This window comes from Rubrivivax sp. A210 (genome assembly GCF_904426505.1).
Taxonomy (GTDB): Bacteria; Pseudomonadota; Gammaproteobacteria; order Burkholderiales; family Burkholderiaceae_C; genus Rubrivivax.
Genome location: NZ_CAJGBN010000012.1, coordinates 205,894 through 223,301, shown reverse-complemented (window position 1 = coordinate 223,301; position 17,408 = coordinate 205,894). Strand labels below are relative to the sequence as shown.

The window sequence follows — 17,408 nt, the reverse complement described above, 5'->3', positions numbered from 1 at the left end:
GACGGCGCGGCCGGGGATCAGCCCGCCTTTGGGGGGCCCTTGTCGTGGCGGGCCAGCCAGGCGAAGAACTCGCCGTACCACTGGCGGCTGTTGCGCGGCTTGAGCACCCAGTGGTTTTCGTCCGGAAACCACAGCAGCCGCGCGTCGATGCCGCGTGCCTTGAGCGTGTTGTAGTAGGCCAGGCCCTGGGCGTCGGGCACGCGGTAGTCGAGCGCGCCATGGATCACCAGCGTCGGCGTCGCCATCGCGCCGGCAAAGGCATGCGGGCTCTGCGCCAGCAGGCGCGCCATGTCGTCCCAGTACCAGGCGCCCAGTTCCTTGGCATGCCAGACCCAGGCGTCGTCGGCGAACATGCCCACCCAGTCGAAGCAGCCGGCGTGGCAGATGTAGGCCTGGTAGCGGCCGGGCGCGACATGGCCGTTCATCCAGGCCACCATGTAGCCGCCATAGCTGCCGCCGGCGGCGAAGACGCGCTTCCTGTCGACCCAGCGCTTCTTCAGCAGCCAGTCGGTGCTGGCCTCGATGTCCTGCAGTTCCAACTCGCCCCAGCGGTGCGTGATGCTGTCGAGGAAGGCGTACCCGAAGCCCGAGGAGCCGTGGTAGTTGACGCTGGCCACGACATAGCCCTGGGCCGCGAAGACCTGGGTGTTCCAGCGGTAGTGCCAGTTGTCGCCGGGCCCGGTGTGCGGCCCGCCGTGGATGTTGTGCAGCACCGGGTACTTCTTCTTGGGGTCGAAGCCGGGCGGGTAGACCAGCCACATCTGCACCGGGTCGCCCGCGGTGGCATCGGGCAGGGCGCGTGCGCCTTCGAACCAGACCTCGTCGACCTGGCCCAGCGACAGCTTGTCCATCAGCTCGTCGTTGAAGCTCTCGATGCGCTGTGGCGCCTGGCCGGCCGCGTACACGCTGATCTGCGCCGGGTGCAGGGCGCTGTCGGCCAGCGTCACCAGGGTGCCGGCGGCCTTGTCGAAGCCGCCCACCCAGCCGCCGGCCACCACCACCTCGGCGCGGCGGTCGGGCAGGTCGAAACGCCACAGATGGTTGCGGCCCTTTTGCTCGGCGCAGAAGAGCAGGGCCTGGCCGTCGTCTTCCCACTGCAGCGGCGCGTGCACTTCGTGGTCCCACTCGGCGCTCTGCACTTCCCAGGCGCCGCCGTCACGCTCCCACACCGCCAGCTGGGCCGGCATGGTGTGCTTGCGCTGCTGGTGACTGGCGGTGAAGGCGATGCGGTCGCCGGCCGGGCTGTAGCGCGGCGTGGCGAAGTCCCATTCGGCATCGCGTGCGATCACCGTCACCTTGCGGCTGGCGATGTCCATTTCGGCCAGCGCGAAGCGGCCGTCGCCGCGCTTCTCGGGCGCGGGGTCGAAGGCGAAGACCAGGCGCCTTCCGTCGGGGCTGATGTCGAAGTGGTTGGCGTCGGGGTCGGCGCGGCCCAGCTCGAAGGCCGTGCCCTCGAAGAGATCGCGCACCTTGGCCGGCGCGTTGCCGCGGCCCAGCTCCAGCAGGTGCAGGTGGGCCACGCGGCCGGGCGGCAGGGTGCGGTCCCAGTGGCGGTATTGCGCTTCGCTGGTAGCGCAGCCGGTCTCCTTGCGCTCCTTCCAGGCCTTGTGCGCGGCGGCCTGGGTCTTGGCGCCCTTCAGGCCCGGCCAGACCCAGGAGACGAAGACGATGCGCCGGCCCTCGGGGCACCAGCGGAAGGCCTCGACGCCGGTGGCCACCTCGGCGGCGCGGCGGGCTTCGCCGCCGTCGGGGGCGATCAGGTAGAGCTGGCTCTCGTCGTCCTTGCGGCCTTGCTGCTCGCGCTTGGCGGTAAAGGCGATGAGGTCGCCGTGGGGGCTCCAGCGCGGCGCGCCGTCCTTGTCGCCGCAGTGCGTCAGCGGCCGAGGCCGGCCGCCCAGGGTTGACAGCAGCCACAGCGACGAGGCGGCCTTGTTCTCTTCCATCGAGTGGCGCGACAGTGCCACCACGGCTTGCGCGCCGTCGGGCGAGAGGCTGGGCACGCCCAGGCGCTCGATCTGCCACAGGTCTTCGACGGTGATGGGCTTCTTGCGGGCCATGGATGCAGTCTCCGGGAGCGGCCGAATCGGCTATGAACGCGGTTTGGCCAGCTGCCAGTCGAGATGGGCCTTGACCGCAGGCCATTCGGCCGCGGTGATGCTGTAGACGGCAGTGTCGCGCAGCGTGCCGTTGGGGCTGCGCTGGTGGGCGCGCAGCATGCCGTCGAGCTGGGCGCCCAGGCGCTCGATGGCGCGCCGGCTCTGGGTGTTGAGGCGGTGGGTGCGGAACTCCACCGCGATGCAGTCCAGCGCCTCGAAGGCGTGGCCCAGCAGCAGGCGCTTGCACTGGGTGTTGAGCGGGCCGCGCTGGGCGCCGGCGGCGGTCCAGGTGCTGCCGATCTCGACGCGGCGGTGCACGGCGTCGATGTTCATGTAGGTGGTCATGCCGACGATGGTTCCGGTGGCGTCGAACACCGTGAAGGGCAGCATGGATCCGGCGGCCTGCAGTGCCAGCCGGCGGGCGATCTCGGAGGCCATGCCCTCGGGCGCGGGCACAGCCGTGTACCAGAGCTTCCACAGCTCGCCGTCGCGTGTGGCGGTGCACAGGCCCTCATGGTGGGCGGGCGAGAGGGGTTCGAGCCGCGCATGCGGCCCGGTGAGCGTCACCGCATCGGGCCAGGCCATCAGCGTCCGTGCTTCTGCATGAAGACCAGCTTCTCGAACAGCGTCACGTCCTGCTCGTTCTTGAGCAGGGCGCCCACCAGGGGCGGCACCGCGACCTTGTCATCCTTGCTCTGCAGCGCCTCGAGCGGAATGTCCTCGGCCACCAGCAGCTTGAGCCAGTCGAGCAGCTCGCTCGTCGATGGCTTCTTCTTCAGCCCGGGCAGGTTGCGCACGTCGTAGAAGGTCTTCATCGCCGCCGCCAGCAGCTCGCGCTTGAGGCCGGGGAAATGCACGTCGACGATGGCGCGCATGGTGTCGGCGTCGGGGAACTTGATGTAGTGGAAGAAGCAGCGGCGCAGGAAGGCGTCGGGCAGTTCCTTCTCGTTGTTGCTGGTGATGAAGACCAGCGGCCGGTGGCGCGCCTGCACCAGCTCGCGCGTCTCGTAGACGTAGAACTCCATGCGGTCGAGTTCGCGCAGCAGGTCGTTGGGAAACTCGATGTCGGCCTTGTCGACCTCGTCGATCAGCAGCGCCACCGGCTGTTCGGCCGTGAAGGCCTGCCACAGCACGCCCTTGACGATGTAGTTGTGGATGTTCTTGACCTTGTCCCCGCCTTCGACGCCCGCCAGCTGGCTGTCGCGCAGCCGGCTCACGGCGTCGTATTCGTAGAGGCCTTGCTGCGCCTTGGTCGTGCTCTTGATGTGCCACTGCAGCAGCGGCATGTTCAGCGCGCGGGCCACTTCCTCGGCCAGCATGGTCTTGCCGGTGCCGGGTTCGCCCTTGACGAGCAGCGGGCGCTTGAGGGTGACGGCGGCGTTGACGGCCAGCATCAGATCGGGCGTGGCGACGTACTGGTCCGAGCCTTGGAATTTCATCGTCGGGGGGTGGCCTTGGCCTGTGCTTGGGGGGTCTCGGGGCAGTATATAGGCGCCCCTATAATCGCCCGCTTTGCGCGGCAGCGCGGGTTGAGAGGCCCGGCTGCCTATCCTCAGCCCCAACCCCCTGCGAGCGATGATCAAAGCGACCAACCTGATGCTGGCCACCCTGGTCTCGACCGCCGCCGCGGTCTCTGGCGCCCAGGCCCAGGATGCCAATGCTGGCGAGAAGAAGGCGGCCATGTGCATAGGCTGCCATGGCATACCCGGCTACCAGGCCACCTTCCCGCAGGTCCACAAGGTGCCGATGATCTCGGGCCAGGGCGCCAAGTACATTGCCGGCGCGCTCACCGCCTACAAGAAGGGCGAGCGCAAGCATCCCACGATGCGCGCCATCGCCGCCTCGCTGAGCGACCAGGACATGGCCGACCTGGCCGCCTTCTACGAAAAGCATGGCGCTGCACCGGCCAAGACCGTGGCCGACACCGCGGCCACGCCGCCGGCCGATGTGGCCGCGCTGCTGGCCAAGGGCGCCTGCGTCTCCTGCCACGGCACCAATTACAGCAAGCCGATAGACCCGGCCTACCCCAAGCTGGCCGGCCAGCACGGCGACTACCTCTATGCCGCGCTCAATGCTTACGGCACCGAGGGCAACGCCAACATCGGCCGTGGCAACGCCATCATGGCCGGCCAGGTGAAGCAGTTCAAACACGCCGAACTCAAGGCCATCGCGGCCTACCTGGGCTCGCTGCCCGGCGATCTGCGCACCGTGCCGCAAAGCAAGTTCCGTTGATCAGGTGGCCGCCTTGGGCGGCAGCCTGATGACGCCGGTGGCGAGCGCGGTGCCGAGCAGGATCACCGCGCCGCCGGCCAGCATGCCTGAGCCCGGCACCTCGCCCAGCACCAGCCAGCCCCAGAACATGGCAAAGCCCGGGATCAGAAAGGTCACGGCAATCGCGTTGGCTGCACCGGCGCTGGCGATGAGTCTGAAATACAGCACATAGGCCAGGCCCGTGCAGGCCAGGGCCAGCACCGCCGCGCCGGCCCAGGCGGCCGGGCCCGGGTTCACCGCGGGCCAGGTCACGAGCGCCGGCCCCGCCATCAGCAGCGCCGCACCAACCTGGCTGCCGGCGGCCACCGCCAGCGGTGGCACACCGGCCAGGCGCCGGCGCGAGTAGTTGGCGGCCAGGCCATAGAACATTGCCGCGGCCACGCAGGCGGCAATGCCCACCGCCGCGCTCACGCCCTGGGCCTGGGGCTGCAGATCGGCCTTGTCCCAGCTCAGCGCCACCACGCCGGCCACGCCGATGGCCAGGCCCAGCCAGCGGCTGCGGTCCAGTTGCTCGCCCAGCCACAGGCGGGCGATCAGCGCCGCCCAGATCGGCGCCGTGGCATTGAAGATGGCCATCAGCCCGGCCGACAGCGCCAGCGCCGCCACCATGAAGAGCACAAAGGGCAGGGCCGAGTTGACAAGGCCGACCACGGCGATGGCGCGCCAGTGCAGGCGCAGCGCGCCGAGCTGGCCCTGCCAGGCCAGCAGCGGCAGCAGCAGCAGGGCTGCGCCGGCGACGCGCACGAAGACCAGCGCCGCGGGCCCGAAGTCCAGTGCGCCGGCGCGCATGAAGAGGAAGGAGCCGCCCCACAGCGCGCCCAGCAGCACCAGGGCGCCAAGATCGCGCCGGCTCATGGCGGCCCTGGCAATCATGCCGCCAGCTCGGCGCTCAGTGCGCCTTCCAGCGCCAGCAGTGCGCGCTTGCGCGGCAGGCCGCCGGCATAGCCGGTGAGCGAGCCGTCGCTGCCGACGACACGGTGGCAGGGCACGATGATGGACAGCGGGTTGCGGCCCACGGCGGCGCCGACGGCGCGCACCGCAGCCGGGCGGCCGACGCGCCGCGCCACCTCGCCATAGCTGCTGAGCGCGCCGCACTCGATTTCGAGCAGGGCCTGCCACACCGCTTGCTGGAAGGGCGTGCCCTGCGGGTCCAGCGGCACGGCGAACTGCCGCCGGCTGCCGGCGAAGTATTCGTTCAGTTCCTGCGCCGCGAGCGCGATGTGCGGGTGATGCGGGTCCAGCGGCGCGGCGCTGTCGCCAGGATGGTGCTTCTGGGCGTCGAACAGCACCGCCATCAGGCCGCGTGCGCTGGCCCACAGCGTTAGCGGGCCCAGCGGGGTCTCGATGCGGCCCTGGGCGGCGACGGGCTGGTCGTGGGTCTTCATCATGCTTGCTCCAGTTGGTGCCACAGCCGCATCACGGCATAGGCGCGCCAGGGGCGCCAGGCCTCGGCGCGGGCGGTGATTTCGGCTTGATCCCGAGTGCCGAGCGCCTTCATCAGGCCGATGTCGGCAGCCGGCCAGGCATCGGGCCAGGCCAGGGCCCGCATCGCGATCAGCTGGGCCGTCCATTCGCCGATGCCGGGCAGGGCGCGCAGCGCGTCCATCGTAGGTGCCAACGGTGTGCCGCGCTGCAGGCTCAGCCGGCCCTCGGCCAGCGCCGCGGCCAGGGCCTGCAGAGCGCCGACGCGCTGGCGCACGATGCCCAGCTCACCGATGGTGGCCGGGTCGGCCGTGGCCAGCGTGGCGGCTTGCGGGAACAGATGGGTCAGGGCCGGGAAGGGCGTCTCGACCGGCTCGCCGAAGCGGTCGACCAGGCGCTGCGCGAGCGTACACGCGGCCTTGACCGTGACCTGCTGGCCCAGGATCACGCGCACCGCCAGCTCGAAGCCGTCCACGCTGCCGGGCAGGCGCAGGCCCGGCAGTGCCGGCAGCGGCATGCTCGCCAACACGGGGTCGATCAGGGCCGGGTCGGCATCCAGGTCGAAGAGCTGACGCACGCCCTGCAGCACCGCGCCCAGCACCGGGGCCAGGGCGGGCGCGGCGTGGACATGGACCTCGTGGCGATCCGGCACGAATCGGGCCTCGAACCAGCCGGCCAGGCGCCGCCCCTGCTGCGTCCAGGCCAGGGTGCGGCGCAGGCTGAGGCCCTCGACCTGCTCGACACCGCGCAGCGGCCGCCGCGCGAAGAAGTCCAGCAGGGCCTGCTCATCCAGCGGCGGCCGGTAAGCCAGGCGCAGCGGTGTCGCGGCCCGCGTCGCCGGCTCGCCGCGCGCCCGCCGCAATTGGGTCGGATTGAGGCGGTAGTGCTCGGCAAAGGCGGCATTGAAGCGGCGCAGGCTTTCGAAGCCGCTGGCCAGCGCCACCTGGGTCACCGGCAGCGCGGTGTCGGTGAGCAGGTGCTTGGCCAGCAGCAGGCGCTGGGTGTTGAGGTAGTCGTGTGGCGACACGCCTTGCGCGGCCTGGAAGATGCGCCGCAGATGGCGGTCGGTCACGCCCAGGCGGGCCGCCAGCGCCGGCAGCCGCGCCGGCTCGCCCTGGTGGACGGACTGCTCGATGAGGCGGGCGGCGCTGTCGGCCAGGCTGCGCGATGAATCGGTGTGCGACAGGCCGGGCGCGATCTCGGGCCTGCACTTCAAGCAGGGGCGGAAGCGCGCCGCCTCGGCCTGGGCGCGGCTGTCGAAGAAGCGGCAGTTCTCGCGCCGCGGCGTGCGCACGCGGCAGACCGGGCGGCAGTAGACGCCGGTGGAGGTGACGCCGACGAAGAGCCGCCCATCGAAGCGGGCATCGCGCGCCTTGAGGGCCAGGTAGGCGGAATCGGCGTCGAGGACCATGCGGCCATGATAGGCCGAAGGGGGTGTTCGACTGGCCGTTTTCGGACCTGTCGTCCGGGCCGCTTCAGCCCCGTTCCGCGCCGCCCGCGCGATGGCCGAAAATAGGCCCATCCCACCGGAGCCCCGCCATGCCCATCTACGAATATGCCTGCCAGGATTGCGGACGCGAGTTCGAGGCCTTTGTGCGTTCAGACACCGTGCCCGAGTGCCCGGCCTGCCATTCGGTGTCGCTCGCCAAGCAGTTGTCGGTGTTTGCTACCGCCACCGCCGCGCCCGAGGCGGCGATGGCCGCCGCCAGCCCCTGTGGCAGTTGCGGACACCCCGACGGGCCCGGGGCCTGCCGCTTCAATTAGCGGGGTTCAGCTGGCGCTGCGCGGGCGCCGCCGCGGCGCCGGCAGGTCGACCATGAGGGCCTGGCCCGGTGCGCTGCAGCCGGCGTCGCAGCAACGCCCGGGCTGGCGGTTGCGTGTGATGGCGCGGCCCGCTTCGCCCGCTTTGCTCTCCGCGGCAAGCACGCCGCGGTCGAGCAGGCGCTCCACCAGATCGACCTTGTCGCCCACCGGGTAGCGGCGCCAGATCTCCTGCTTCATCGCCGCTGGCGATCCGCCGCCGTGCAGGCTGATCACCGAGTACCAGCCGCCTTGGTAGGAAGCGGTCAAATCTTCGATGAAGCGCGCCACCTCGATGCGCTTGTCATAGGGCACGGCGGGGTTGGCGCGCAGCACCTCAGAGAGCGTGGCCGCGGTGGCCGGGTTGTGGTCTTCGTCGGGGCCGGGCAGGGCGACGATGAGGCCGCCCGAGACCTCGTGTGCCAGGCGGTGCATGTCGTAGATCTGCGTGGCCAGCAGCAGCTTGCCGATGTTGGCGTAGACCGGCTCGGGCATGAAGCTGCCACTGTGTACATCGCGCGTGGCATAGACGCTGGCGGCCACGCCGCAGGCATAGAAGCCCTCGGTGATCTTGATCAGTTCCACCAGCGGCTCGCGCAGGCTGGACGTAACGACGGGGTCCAGGCCATTGGCCTCGCACATCAGCGCGCTGGCGCCAATCAGCAGGTCGCCGAAGCCGGCGCGCGCCGCGATGCAACTGTGGCGGTGGTGGGTGGCATAGCTGTGCGTGAGCACGGCCGAGTGCTCCCATGCGCCGGCATAGAAGACGCGCTCCCAGGGCACGAAGACGCGGTCGAGGATGAGCACGGCCGTCGCCTGGCCGTAGCGGCGCGAGAACAGCGGCGCCCCGTGCTCTGGCTTCTCGCCCGGGCGGCCCGCCGGTCGCGTCACCAGGGTCAGGCCGGGGGCGTCGACGGGGATGGCGCAGCAGACCGCGAAGTCGGCGTCGGCCTCGGTGAGCGCGCGGCCCGGCATCACCAGCAGCTCGTGCATATAGGGCGCGCCGGTGACGATGGCCTTGCAGCCAGAGACCACGATGCCACGGGCGCTGCGTTCGACGATGTGGACATGGCTGTCGCGCACGGATTGCTCGTGCGGGCGCTTGGCGCGCTCGCCCTTGGCGTCGGTCATCGCGATGCCCAGGGCGAGGTCGCCGTCCTGGACGTGCTGCAGATAGGCCTGGAAGCGGTCGCGGTGCTCGCAGCCACCACGCGCGTCGTCGATGGTCGCCGTCACCTGGGCCAGGGCACCGAGCGCGTCGTGGGCCAGGTAGCGTTGGGCACAGCCGGTTTCCTGGCACAGGATGCGCACCGCCTCGAGCTTGTTGAGCAGGTCGCCGGACGATTCGTCGATGTGCAGCATGCGGTTCACCGGCAGGCTGCGCCCGCTCTGGCGCGCCAGCATCAGCGGTGCCAGTGCGGCGTCGTGGGCGGCGTCGTAGCTGTAGGCCAGGGCATTGATGCCGGGCTGCAGCGCCGGCTCGTCGGCCACCGATTCGACTTGGCGGCCATCGAGGTAGACCATGGGCTTCAGCCGGCGCAGCGATTCGCGGTAGTCGGCGCCGCGCATCAGGTGGGCGGTGGCGGGTGGGGCGGCTTCGGCGGCGGGCATGTCGGTCTCCGGGTTGGCCGGGCCACCATAGGCAAGGGCCGCGGGCCGGGTCAAGCGTACATTCCTGGGGCATGGACGAGGCACTGACCCCCTTCGCACTGCGGCCGGTCGGCCGCCGCCAGGGCCTGCTGCTGCTGGTGGACTACCAGCAGCGCCTGATGCCGGCCATCCATGGTGGCGCGCAGGCGGTGGCGGAGGCCATCTTCCTGGCCCGGCTGGCGCGCCTGCTGGGCCTGGCCGTCATGGGCACCGAGCAGAACCCTGCCGGCCTGGGCCCCAATGTCGCGGCGCTGCGCGAACTTTGCGACACGACGCTGCCGAAGATGCATTTCGATGCCTGCCGCGACGGCCTGGTGCCGGCGCTGCGCGCGGCGGCGCCGCAGGCGCGCGAGGTGGTCGTGGCCGGCTGCGAGGCCCATGTCTGCCTGCTGCAGACGGTGCTGGGCCTGCGCCGCGCCGGCTTCAATGTGCATGTCGTCGCCGACGCCTGCGGCTCGCGCTGCGCCCAAGACCACGGGCTTGCGATGCGCCGCCTGGAGGGTGCCGGCGCCGTGATCGTCGGCGCCGAGATGGTGGCCTTCGAATGGCTGGAGGCCTGCACCGATGCGCAGTTCAGGCCGGCGCTGGCGCTGATCAAGCAGCGCGGCCTGGGCTGAGCCTTACTCGACCTTGCCGATGCGCCGCACGGCCTCGACCATCAGCGCCGCGTCGGCATCCCAATAGGCCTGGAATTCGGGCGCGTCCAGGTATTCCAGCGGGCTGCCGGCACGGTTGATGGTCTGCACCACCTGCGGGTCGTGCGCGGCCTTGGCGGCGGCTGCGCGCAGCTTTGCCACCACCTCGTCGGGCGTGCCGGCCGGCACGAAGAGGGCCGACCATTGGGCGAAGCTGGCGCCGTAGCCGGCCTGCCTGAGGCTGGGCAGGTCGGGCAGGGCGGCCAGCGGCTTCTCACCCCAGTGGGCCAGCGCCCGCAGCTTGCCGGCCTTGATGTGCTGCATCACGCTGGCCGGCCCGCTGGACACCGCGTCGACCTGGCCGCCCAGCAGGGCCAGCACGGCCGGGCCGGCGCCGGTGTAGGGGATGTGGGTCATGCGGAAGCCCGCGCTGGCCTTCAGCATCTCCATCGGCACATGCATGGTGCCGTAGTTGCCCGAGCTGCCGTAGTTGTACTTGCCGGGCCGCGTCCTGGCGTCGGCGATGAAGTCGGCCAGCGTCTTCCAGGGCGCATCGGCGCGCACCACCAGCACCGTCGGGTCGGCCGTGTAGCGGGCGATGGGCTTCAACTGGTTCAGCGCATAGGCCGGCTTGCGGCCGAGGATGCGGTCGGCCTCGGGCAGGATGGAGATCGACGACAGCGTCATCAGCACCGTGTAGCCGTCGGGCGTGGCGCGCGCCACCGTGCCCATGCCGAGGGCGCCACCGGCGCCGACGCGGTTTTCCACCACCACCGGCTGCCTCAGTTCGCGGCTCAGCGCCTCGGCCACGGGCCGCGCCACCGTGTCGGCCACGCCGCCGGGCGGGAAAGGCACGATCATGGTGATGGGCTTCTCAGGCCAGCCGCCCTGCGCCGACGCGGCCGTGGCGGCGGCCAGCAGCCACGCGGCGGCGGCGTGCTGGATGAGATTTCGGCGCTTCATGCGCGGTCCTCCTCGACGAAACGGTTCTCGAGCACGCCGATGCCGTCGATCTCGATGCGCACCACGTCGCCATGGGCCAGCCAGCGCGGCGGGTTCAGGCCCATGCCCACGCCGGCCGGCGTGCCGGTGGCGATGACGTCGCCCGGCACCAGCGAGATGCCGCGCGAGCAGGTTTCGATCAGCGTCGGGATGTCGAAGATCAGGTCGGTGGTGCGCGCATCCTGGCGCGGCTCGCCGTTGACCCAGCAGCGCACGCGGGTGTCGCGGCCATCGAGTTCGTCGGCGGTGACGATCCAGGGCCCCATGGGGCAGAAGGTGTCGAAGCTCTTGCCCAGGTGCCACTGGCCGTGGCGCATCTGCACATCGCGCGCCGTCACGTCGTTGACGATGGTCCAGCCCCAGACATGCTTCATCGCATCGGCTCGCGCGATATTGCAGCCGCCGTGGCCGATGACGATGGCCAGCTCGGCCTCGTAGTCGATCTGGCGCGAGATCGCACTGGGCAGGCGCACGGGGTCGCCCGGCCCGACCACGCATTCGGGCACCTTGGAGAAGACGATGGGCCAGGCGTCGACCTTCGGGGCGTTGTCCTTGAACACCGTTTCGCGCAGTTCCTTGGCGTGGGCGTGGTAGTTGCGGCCGACGCAGAAGATGTTGCGGCGCGGTCTGGGCAGCGGCGCCAGCAGGCGGGCGCCGGCCAGTGCCACGCGCTCGCCGCTGAGCGCAGGCAGGCCGTGCTCGATGAGTTCGAGCGCGCCGCGGCAGCCGTCGACCTCGAACAGTTCGACCGCCTCCAGATCGGCGGTGAGGCGGCCGATGCGGCGCCGGCCATGGTGTTGGAGGGTGGCGATGCGCACGCTGGGCTCCTTCGTTTGGGGGGGATGCCGGTTCCGACCAAGATCGCCCAAAAGGATACCATTGCCAGCCATGGACCCCGCCTTCAATCTTCGCGAAGACATTCTGGACAAGCTGCGCACCCGCGTCTGGCGGGCCGGCCATCGCCTGCCCACCGAGCGCGCGCTGAGCGAGCACTACGGCCTTGGCCGATCCACCGTGCGCCGCGTGCTGCTCGATCTGAAGCGGCGCCGCCTCATCACCCAGACCGTGGGCAGCGGCACCTATGTCAGCGAGCGCGTACACGAGGCCCTGGCCGACCTGTTGCCAGCGGTCAGTGGCGAGGCTGTCAGCCCGGCCGAACTGATGAGCGCGCGCCTGGTGCTCGAGCCGGCATTGATCGAGATGGTCATCGGCAATGCCACGGCTGCCGATTTCGAGTGCATGGACGAGTGCAATGCCCATGCCGAGGCGGCGCGCGAACTGGAGGAGTTCGAGCGCTGGGACGCCGCACTGCACGAGGCCATTGCCGAGGCGGCGCACAACGGCTTCATCCGCGGCATCTTCCGCCTCATGAACGAGGCGCGCGCCCAGGGCGAGTGGGGCATGCTCAAGCGCCGCAGCGCGACGCCCGAACGCCGGCTTGAATACCAGCAGGAGCACCGCGCCCTGGTGGCGGCGCTGCGCGAGCGCGACGCCCCGCTGGCGCGCAAGCTCTGCCTCGACCACCTGGTCCATGTGCGTACCAATATGCTGGGTTACTAGCGGGTGGTGGCGCAACCGATTAAACCAATTCAATCCAATTAGCGCCAGACAGGAGACATGCATGAACCGGAAATCGAAGTTCCGCATCCTGTTGGCGATGGCCTGGGCTGCGCTTGCGGCCGCTTCGGCGGCGCACGCCCAGGACTGCCCCTCGCGCACCGTTCGCATCGTCGTGCCCTTTGCGCCCGGCGGCTCGGCCGATGTCTACGGGCGCTTTCTCGCCCAGCGGCTGCAGGAGGCCCTGGGCCAGAACTTCGTCGTCGACAACCGCCCTGGCGGCGGCTCGGTCATCGGCACGGACGCGGTGGCCAAGGCGGCGCCCGACGGCTGCACGCTGCTGCTGATGTCGAACACGCACACGGTCAACGAATCGCTGATCCCCAGCAAGCCCTTCGTGCTGACGCGCGACTTCGTGCCTGTCGCGCCCATCAATTGCTCCGATCTCGTGCTGGTCACCCAGGCCGGCCTGCCCTTCCAGACGCTGGATGAACTCATCAAGGCGGCCAAGGCGAAGCCGGGCGGCATGTCCTATGCGTCGTCGGGCCCCGGCACGCCGTACCACATGGCTGGCGAGCTGTTCAAGGTCATGGCCGGCGTGGCCATCGTCCACATCCCCTACAAGGGCAGCGCCGGCGCGCGCACCGATGTGCTGGGCGGCCAGCTCGAGATGATGTTCGACGCCATCCCGACCATGGCCGAGCACATCAAGACCGGCAAGGTGCGCGCCCTGGCCACCAGTGGCAAGACGCGCTCGGCTGTGCTGCCCGAGGTGCCGACGCTGGCCGAGGCCGGCGTGCCTGGCTACGAGGCGACGATATGGCTGGGCCTGATGGCACCGCGCGGCACGCCGGCGGCCGTGGTGGCGCGGCTCAATGCCGAGGTCGGCAAGGTCACCGCCAACCCCGAGGTGCGGCGGGCCTGGGCGGCCCAGGGCACGACGCCGCTGACGATGGGCGTCGACGAGTTCGCGCGCTACGTGGCCGACGACATCGCCAAGTGGGCCCACATCGTGAAGATCTCGGGCGCAAAGGCCGAGTAAGCCGAGTAAACCGAGCAGGTCGAATGCGTCGAACGGCCTGGGCTGCCCGCCGGCCTCCAACCCGCCACCGACACGGACTCTCACCCACCGCATGAAGACTCTTCATTTCCTCTGTGCCGGCGCCGCCCAGGGCGTGATGCGCGCGCTGCAGGCCGATTTCGAGGCCGCGCATGGCGTCAAGCTGCAGGGCCGCTTCGGCGCCGTCGGCGCCATGAAAGAGGCGCTGCTGGCCGGCGAGCCCTGCGAGCTGATGGTCAGCACCGCGGCCATGGTCGAGGCGCTGGCGGCCGAGGGCCGCTTGCGCGCCGATGCCCGCGCGCCGCTGGGCCGGGTGCGCACCGGCGTTGCGGTGCGCAGCGGCCGCTTGCTGCCTGATGTCGCCACGCCGGCGGCCCTGACGGCGGTCCTGCGCGCGGCCTCGGCGATCTACTTCCCCGACCCCGAACGCGCCACGGCCGGCATCCACTTCGCCCGCGTGCTGCGCGAACTGGCCATCCACGACGAACTGCAGCCGCGCTTTCGCACCTTTCCCAATGGCGCTACGGCGATGCGCGAACTGGCGGCCGACGCATCGGACGGGGCCATCGGTTGCACCCAGGTCACGGAAATCCTCTACACCGAGGGCGTGGTGCTGGTCGGCCTGCTGCCGCCGCAGTTCGAACTGGCCACGGCCTACACCGCAGTGCTCAGCCCTTCCGCGTCCGCGGAGGCCGCGGCCTTGCTGGCCCTGCTGGGCGGGCCGGCGACGCAGGCGCTGCGGGCCGGCGCCGGTTTCGAGTTCTGAACCAGGAGCACGCCATGCGCCGCCGCCAACTTCTTGCCGCCGCACCGCTGGCCCTGGCCCTGCCGCCGCTGCACGCCCAGGCCTTTCCGTCACGGCCGCTGCGCTACATCGTGCCGGTGGCCGCCGGCGGCGGCAGCGATCTCGTCGGCCGCACGGTCACCGAACGCTGGGCCCGGCTGCTGGGCCAGAGCTTCGTGGTCGAGAACATCGGTGGCGGCGGTGGCGCCATCGCCTGCCAGACCACGGCCAAGGCGGCGCCCGATGGCTACACCTTGCTCCAGGGCTATGTCGCCACGCACGGCACCAGCCCGGCCACGCGCAGCAAGCTGCCCTATGACGCGGTGAAGGACTTCACGCCGGTGGGCATGATTGGCAGCACGCCCAATGTGCTGGTCGTCCAGGCCAGCCTGCCGGTGGCCACCGTGGCCGAGTTCATCGCCTACCTGCGCGCGAATCCAGGCCGCGTGAGCTACGGCTCGGCCGGCCAGGGCTCGCTGACGCACCTGACGATGGAACTCTTCAAGCAGGCCACCGGCACCTTCGCCGTACACCTGCCCTACCGCGGCATCGCGCCCGCCTTCAGCGATCTGCTGGGTGGCCAGACCCAGGCCATGTTTCCCGGCCTGGCGGCGGCCCTGCCGCACATCCGCAGCGGCCGCGTGCGTGCGCTGGCCGTCACCGGCATGGCCCGCCACCCGGTGCTGAAAGACGTGCCGACGCTGGTCGAGGCCGGCCTGGCCGGCTTCGATGCCCAGCAGTGGTATGGCGTGGTGGCACCGGCCGGCCTGCCGGCGCCAGTGCTCAAGACGCTCAACGACAGCCTGGCCCAGGTGCTGGCCGCGCCCGAACTGCGCGAGCGGCTGGCCGCCGAGGCGGTGGAGCCGACAGCCATGTCTCCCGAGGCCTTTGGCCAGTTCATGCGCGCCGACATCGCCCGCTGGACCGCGCTGGCGCGAGAGCGCAAGATCGAGCTGGACACTTAAGACAGCGCGCGCTCGATCTCGGAGAAGCTGCTGGCGATGGGCGTGATCTCGATGGGCTTGCCCAGTTGGCGCTCGATCTGGGCGCGCGAGACGATGCCGCGCACGCGCCGCGGCGCCTCGGCGCTGGCCCGCTGCACCACCAGCATGTGGTTGCGGCCGAAACGCTCGAGCGTGGCGATCAGCTTGCCGACGCTGGCATGGGCCAGTGCGTCGAAGTCGATGGCGTCGATCTGGGCTAGCGCCGTCATCACGTCGGCGACGACGAGATCGTCGTAGCGCAGATGGGCGTCGTGTACCCGGCGCAACTGCCGGTCGCCGTGCAGGTCGGTGCTGGTGATGAGCCCCTCGACGAAGGGCATTTCGTTGACGACGAAGAGCAGGCGCACGCCCTGGAAGATCATCATCTGCTCGGCCTGGGCCAGCGTGGCACTCGGTGCCACCGTGGCGGCCTTGACCTGGCTGAGGTCGGTCACGACCTCGAGTGCCGGCGAGGCCAAGGTGACCGCGTGGTCGTTCCAGGGCGAGGCCTGGGCCAGCGAGATACCGGCATCCAGCCGGAAGGTGGGCAGGGCAGCATCGCGGTGCATGGCAACTCCTGGTTCAAGGCGGGCCGTCCAAGATACACCCGCGGTGGCGCCAGCGCCAAGACCATCGGCGCTGCGCGGGCAGGCCGCGCCGCGGCCGCAGTGCAACCCGGCGCGAGCGCCGCTGCTGCAGGCCCGCTGCCTACAATCGTCCACACCCTCCAAACCCTTGCCGTCCATGCAGCTCGATCCCTCTGTCTTCAAGGCCTATGACATCCGCGGCGTCGTCGGCCGCAACATCGACGAGGCCTTTGCCGAAGCCCTGGGCCGCGCCTTCGGCAGCGAGGCGCTGGCGCTGGGCGAGCGCGCGGTGGCGGTGGGCCGTGACGGGCGCGTCTCGGGCCCGGCGCTGGCAGCGGCGCTGGTGCGCGGTCTGGTGAGCACCGGGCTGGACGTGGTCGACCTCGGCGCCGTGACCACGCCCATGCTCTATTACGTGGCGGCCACGCGCGGCGCCCATGGCTGCACCAGCGGCATCCAGGTCACCGGCAGCCACAACCCCAAGGACTACAACGGCTTCAAGATGGTGCTGGCCAGCCGCGCCATCCACGGCGAGGACATCCAGAAGCTGCGCCGCCGCATCGAGGCCGAAGACTGGGTGCAGCGCCCGGGCCGCGCCGCGCGCATGGACATCGTGCCCGAGTACGCCCACCGCATCACCAGCGACTGCCGCCTGGCGCGGCCCATGAAGATCGTCGTCGACAGCGGCAACGGCATTCCCGGCGCCAGCGCGCCGGCCATCCTGCGCGCGCTGGGCTGCGAGGTCATCGATCTCTACAGCCGCGTCGACGGCGACTTCCCCAACCACCACCCCGACCCCAGCAAGCCCGAGAACCTGGCCGACCTGATCAAGGTGGTACACGCCACCGAGGCCGAGATCGGCCTCGCCTTCGACGGCGATGGCGACCGCCTGGGCGTGGTCACGCGCGGCGGCAACATCATCTACCCCGACCGGCAGATCATGCTGTTTGCGCGCGACATCCTGCAGCGCCACCCCGGCGCCACCATCATCTTCGACGTCAAGTGCTCGCAGCGCCTGCCCGTGGCCATCCGCGAGGCTGGCGGCGTGCCGCTGATGTGGAAGACCGGCCATTCGCTGGTGAAGGCCAAGCTGCGCGAAACCGGCGCGCCCATGGCCGGCGAGATGAGCGGCCACCTCTTCTTCGGCGAGCGTTGGTACGGCTTCGACGACGCCATGTACACGGCGGCGCGCCTGCTCGAGATCCTGTCGCGCCAGGCCGACCCCAGCGCCCTGCTCGACGCCCTGCCCACCAGCCATGCCACGCCCGAGCTCAACGTGGCCTGCGCCGAGGGCGAGCAGCACAGCGTCGTGGCCGAACTGCTGGCGCGCGCCGCCGACGGCCGCCTGGCCTTCGCGGGCGGGGATGTCGGCACGATCGATGGCCTGCGCGTGGACTTCGCCGACGGCTTCGGTCTCATCCGCGCCAGCAACACCACGCCCATGCTGGTGCTGCGCTTCGAGGGCCACACGGCCGCGGCGCTGCAGCGCATCGAATCCGGCCTGATGGCGGCGCTGCGCGCCGTCAAGCCCGACGCCCAGGTGGCCGCGGCGGCGCACTGA

Annotated in this window: 18 protein-coding genes; 8 read left to right on the top strand and 10 right to left on the bottom strand. The window is 70.7% G+C overall.

What is annotated here, in order from left to right:
* Positions 1–17: 17 nt before the first annotated feature.
* Genes JMV16_RS09785 through JMV16_RS09775 form a run of 3 tightly spaced genes read right to left on the bottom strand, consistent with a single transcriptional unit; the run spans position 18 to position 3,535 of the window.
* A complete protein-coding gene (locus JMV16_RS09785) occupies positions 18–2,057 on the bottom strand; it encodes a S9 family peptidase (protein WP_201494059.1) in 2,040 nt (679 codons plus the stop codon).
* 30 nt (positions 2,058–2,087) lie between these two features.
* Positions 2,088–2,681 carry a GNAT family N-acetyltransferase gene (locus JMV16_RS09780; protein ID WP_201494058.1) on the bottom strand — a complete coding sequence of 198 codons (594 nt, stop codon included), beginning with the start codon at positions 2,679–2,681 and terminating at the stop codon, positions 2,088–2,090.
* Positions 2,681–3,535 (bottom strand): AAA family ATPase, encoded by an 855-nt coding sequence (locus tag JMV16_RS09775; protein ID WP_201494057.1) that lies wholly within the window; start codon positions 3,533–3,535, stop codon positions 2,681–2,683. The genes JMV16_RS09780 and JMV16_RS09775 overlap by 1 nt, the downstream gene beginning before the upstream one ends.
* Positions 3,536–3,671: 136 nt before the next feature.
* Here JMV16_RS09775 and JMV16_RS09770 point away from each other — a divergent pair, with 136 nt between their 5' ends.
* Entirely contained in the window at positions 3,672–4,328 is a 657-nt protein-coding gene (locus JMV16_RS09770) for a c-type cytochrome (protein WP_201494056.1), read from the top strand.
* On the opposite strand, the gene JMV16_RS09765 is transcribed toward JMV16_RS09770, so the two are convergent.
* From JMV16_RS09765 to JMV16_RS09755, 3 genes are read right to left on the bottom strand one after another with little or no spacing between them, the layout of a single operon-like run.
* Complete coding sequence (locus JMV16_RS09765; RefSeq protein WP_310737084.1) at positions 4,329–5,240, bottom strand: DMT family transporter; 912 nt, start codon at positions 5,238–5,240, stop codon at positions 4,329–4,331.
* On the bottom strand, positions 5,237–5,752 hold the full coding sequence (locus tag JMV16_RS09760; protein WP_201494055.1) for a methylated-DNA--[protein]-cysteine S-methyltransferase: 516 nt from the start codon (positions 5,750–5,752) through the stop codon (positions 5,237–5,239). The genes JMV16_RS09765 and JMV16_RS09760 overlap by 4 nt, the downstream gene beginning before the upstream one ends.
* Positions 5,752–7,200: an Ada metal-binding domain-containing protein gene (locus JMV16_RS09755; RefSeq protein ID WP_201494054.1), complete on the bottom strand. Its 1,449-nt coding sequence runs from the start codon at positions 7,198–7,200 to the stop codon at positions 5,752–5,754. The genes JMV16_RS09760 and JMV16_RS09755 overlap by 1 nt, the downstream gene beginning before the upstream one ends.
* Before the next feature lie 128 nt (positions 7,201–7,328).
* Between JMV16_RS09755 and JMV16_RS09750 the strand changes: the two genes are divergently transcribed.
* Positions 7,329–7,553 carry an FmdB family zinc ribbon protein gene (locus tag JMV16_RS09750; protein ID WP_201494053.1) on the top strand — a complete coding sequence of 75 codons (225 nt, stop codon included), beginning with the start codon at positions 7,329–7,331 and terminating at the stop codon, positions 7,551–7,553.
* Between the two features lie 6 nt (positions 7,554–7,559).
* Here JMV16_RS09750 and JMV16_RS09745 read toward each other — a convergent pair whose 3' ends face one another.
* Complete coding sequence (locus JMV16_RS09745; RefSeq protein WP_201494052.1) at positions 7,560–9,200, bottom strand: 4-hydroxyphenylacetate 3-hydroxylase family protein; 1,641 nt, start codon at positions 9,198–9,200, stop codon at positions 7,560–7,562.
* A gap of 71 nt (positions 9,201–9,271) precedes the next feature.
* On the opposite strand from JMV16_RS09745, the gene JMV16_RS09740 reads away from it, so the two are divergent.
* Positions 9,272–9,856: an isochorismatase family protein gene (locus JMV16_RS09740; RefSeq protein ID WP_201494051.1), complete on the top strand. Its 585-nt coding sequence runs from the start codon at positions 9,272–9,274 to the stop codon at positions 9,854–9,856.
* Between the two features lie 3 nt (positions 9,857–9,859).
* Here the strand turns inward: JMV16_RS09740 and JMV16_RS09735 are convergent, their stop codons facing one another.
* Positions 9,860–10,837, bottom strand: coding sequence for a tripartite tricarboxylate transporter substrate binding protein (locus tag JMV16_RS09735; RefSeq protein WP_201494050.1), 978 nt, complete (start codon positions 10,835–10,837; stop codon positions 9,860–9,862).
* The gene (locus JMV16_RS09730) at positions 10,834–11,694 is read right to left on the bottom strand and encodes a fumarylacetoacetate hydrolase family protein (RefSeq protein WP_201494049.1); all 861 of its coding nucleotides are present in this window, start codon (positions 11,692–11,694) and stop codon (positions 10,834–10,836) included. The genes JMV16_RS09735 and JMV16_RS09730 overlap by 4 nt, the downstream gene beginning before the upstream one ends.
* A gap of 70 nt (positions 11,695–11,764) precedes the next feature.
* On the opposite strand from JMV16_RS09730, the gene JMV16_RS09725 reads away from it, so the two are divergent.
* The 4 genes from JMV16_RS09725 to JMV16_RS09710 all read left to right on the top strand — a co-directional run bounded on the left by JMV16_RS09725 (position 11,765) and on the right by JMV16_RS09710 (position 15,242).
* Positions 11,765–12,436 (top strand): FadR/GntR family transcriptional regulator, encoded by a 672-nt coding sequence (locus JMV16_RS09725; protein WP_201494048.1) that lies wholly within the window; start codon positions 11,765–11,767, stop codon positions 12,434–12,436.
* A 61-nt stretch (positions 12,437–12,497) separates the two neighbouring features.
* Positions 12,498–13,475, top strand: a complete 978-nt coding sequence (locus JMV16_RS09720; RefSeq protein ID WP_201494047.1) for a tripartite tricarboxylate transporter substrate binding protein — start codon at positions 12,498–12,500, stop codon at positions 13,473–13,475.
* Positions 13,476–13,566: 91 nt separating this feature from the next.
* Complete coding sequence (locus JMV16_RS09715; protein ID WP_201494046.1) at positions 13,567–14,259, top strand: molybdate ABC transporter substrate-binding protein; 693 nt, start codon at positions 13,567–13,569, stop codon at positions 14,257–14,259.
* 14 nt (positions 14,260–14,273) lie between these two features.
* Positions 14,274–15,242: a Bug family tripartite tricarboxylate transporter substrate binding protein gene (locus tag JMV16_RS09710; protein ID WP_201494045.1), complete on the top strand. Its 969-nt coding sequence runs from the start codon at positions 14,274–14,276 to the stop codon at positions 15,240–15,242.
* Here JMV16_RS09710 and JMV16_RS09705 read toward each other — a convergent pair.
* Positions 15,239–15,829 carry a CBS domain-containing protein gene (locus tag JMV16_RS09705; RefSeq protein WP_201494044.1) on the bottom strand — a complete coding sequence of 197 codons (591 nt, stop codon included), beginning with the start codon at positions 15,827–15,829 and terminating at the stop codon, positions 15,239–15,241. The genes JMV16_RS09710 and JMV16_RS09705 overlap by 4 nt on opposite strands.
* A 175-nt stretch (positions 15,830–16,004) precedes the next feature.
* Between JMV16_RS09705 and JMV16_RS09700 the strand changes: the two genes are divergently transcribed.
* A complete protein-coding gene (locus JMV16_RS09700; RefSeq protein WP_201494043.1) occupies positions 16,005–17,408 on the top strand; it encodes a phosphomannomutase/phosphoglucomutase in 1,404 nt (467 codons plus the stop codon).

Excerpts from the sequence above, each read along its gene's own strand:
- JMV16_RS09770 (WP_201494056.1), top strand. The coding sequence starts at position 3,672 with ATGATCAAAGCGACCAACCTGATGCTGGCCACCCTGGTCTCGACCGCC.
- JMV16_RS09725 (WP_201494048.1), top strand. The coding sequence starts at position 11,765 with ATGGACCCCGCCTTCAATCTTCGCGAAGACATTCTGGACAAGCTGCGC.
- JMV16_RS09780 (WP_201494058.1), bottom strand. The coding sequence starts at position 2,681 with ATGGCCTGGCCCGATGCGGTGACGCTCACCGGGCCGCATGCGCGGCTC.
- JMV16_RS09715 (WP_201494046.1), top strand. The coding sequence starts at position 13,567 with ATGAAGACTCTTCATTTCCTCTGTGCCGGCGCCGCCCAGGGCGTGATG.
- JMV16_RS09785 (WP_201494059.1), bottom strand. The coding sequence starts at position 2,057 with ATGGCCCGCAAGAAGCCCATCACCGTCGAAGACCTGTGGCAGATCGAG.
- JMV16_RS09750 (WP_201494053.1), top strand. The coding sequence starts at position 7,329 with ATGCCCATCTACGAATATGCCTGCCAGGATTGCGGACGCGAGTTCGAG.
- JMV16_RS09745 (WP_201494052.1), bottom strand. The coding sequence starts at position 9,200 with ATGCCCGCCGCCGAAGCCGCCCCACCCGCCACCGCCCACCTGATGCGC.
- JMV16_RS09755 (WP_201494054.1), bottom strand. The coding sequence starts at position 7,200 with ATGGTCCTCGACGCCGATTCCGCCTACCTGGCCCTCAAGGCGCGCGAT.
- JMV16_RS09720 (WP_201494047.1), top strand. The coding sequence starts at position 12,498 with ATGAACCGGAAATCGAAGTTCCGCATCCTGTTGGCGATGGCCTGGGCT.
- JMV16_RS09710 (WP_201494045.1), top strand. The coding sequence starts at position 14,274 with ATGCGCCGCCGCCAACTTCTTGCCGCCGCACCGCTGGCCCTGGCCCTG.
- JMV16_RS09765 (WP_310737084.1), bottom strand. The coding sequence starts at position 5,240 with ATGATTGCCAGGGCCGCCATGAGCCGGCGCGATCTTGGCGCCCTGGTG.
- JMV16_RS09740 (WP_201494051.1), top strand. The coding sequence starts at position 9,272 with ATGGACGAGGCACTGACCCCCTTCGCACTGCGGCCGGTCGGCCGCCGC.
- JMV16_RS09760 (WP_201494055.1), bottom strand. The coding sequence starts at position 5,752 with ATGAAGACCCACGACCAGCCCGTCGCCGCCCAGGGCCGCATCGAGACC.
- JMV16_RS09735 (WP_201494050.1), bottom strand. The coding sequence starts at position 10,837 with ATGAAGCGCCGAAATCTCATCCAGCACGCCGCCGCCGCGTGGCTGCTG.
- JMV16_RS09700 (WP_201494043.1), top strand. The coding sequence starts at position 16,005 with ATGCAGCTCGATCCCTCTGTCTTCAAGGCCTATGACATCCGCGGCGTC.
- JMV16_RS09705 (WP_201494044.1), bottom strand. The coding sequence starts at position 15,829 with ATGCACCGCGATGCTGCCCTGCCCACCTTCCGGCTGGATGCCGGTATC.
- JMV16_RS09775 (WP_201494057.1), bottom strand. The coding sequence starts at position 3,535 with ATGAAATTCCAAGGCTCGGACCAGTACGTCGCCACGCCCGATCTGATG.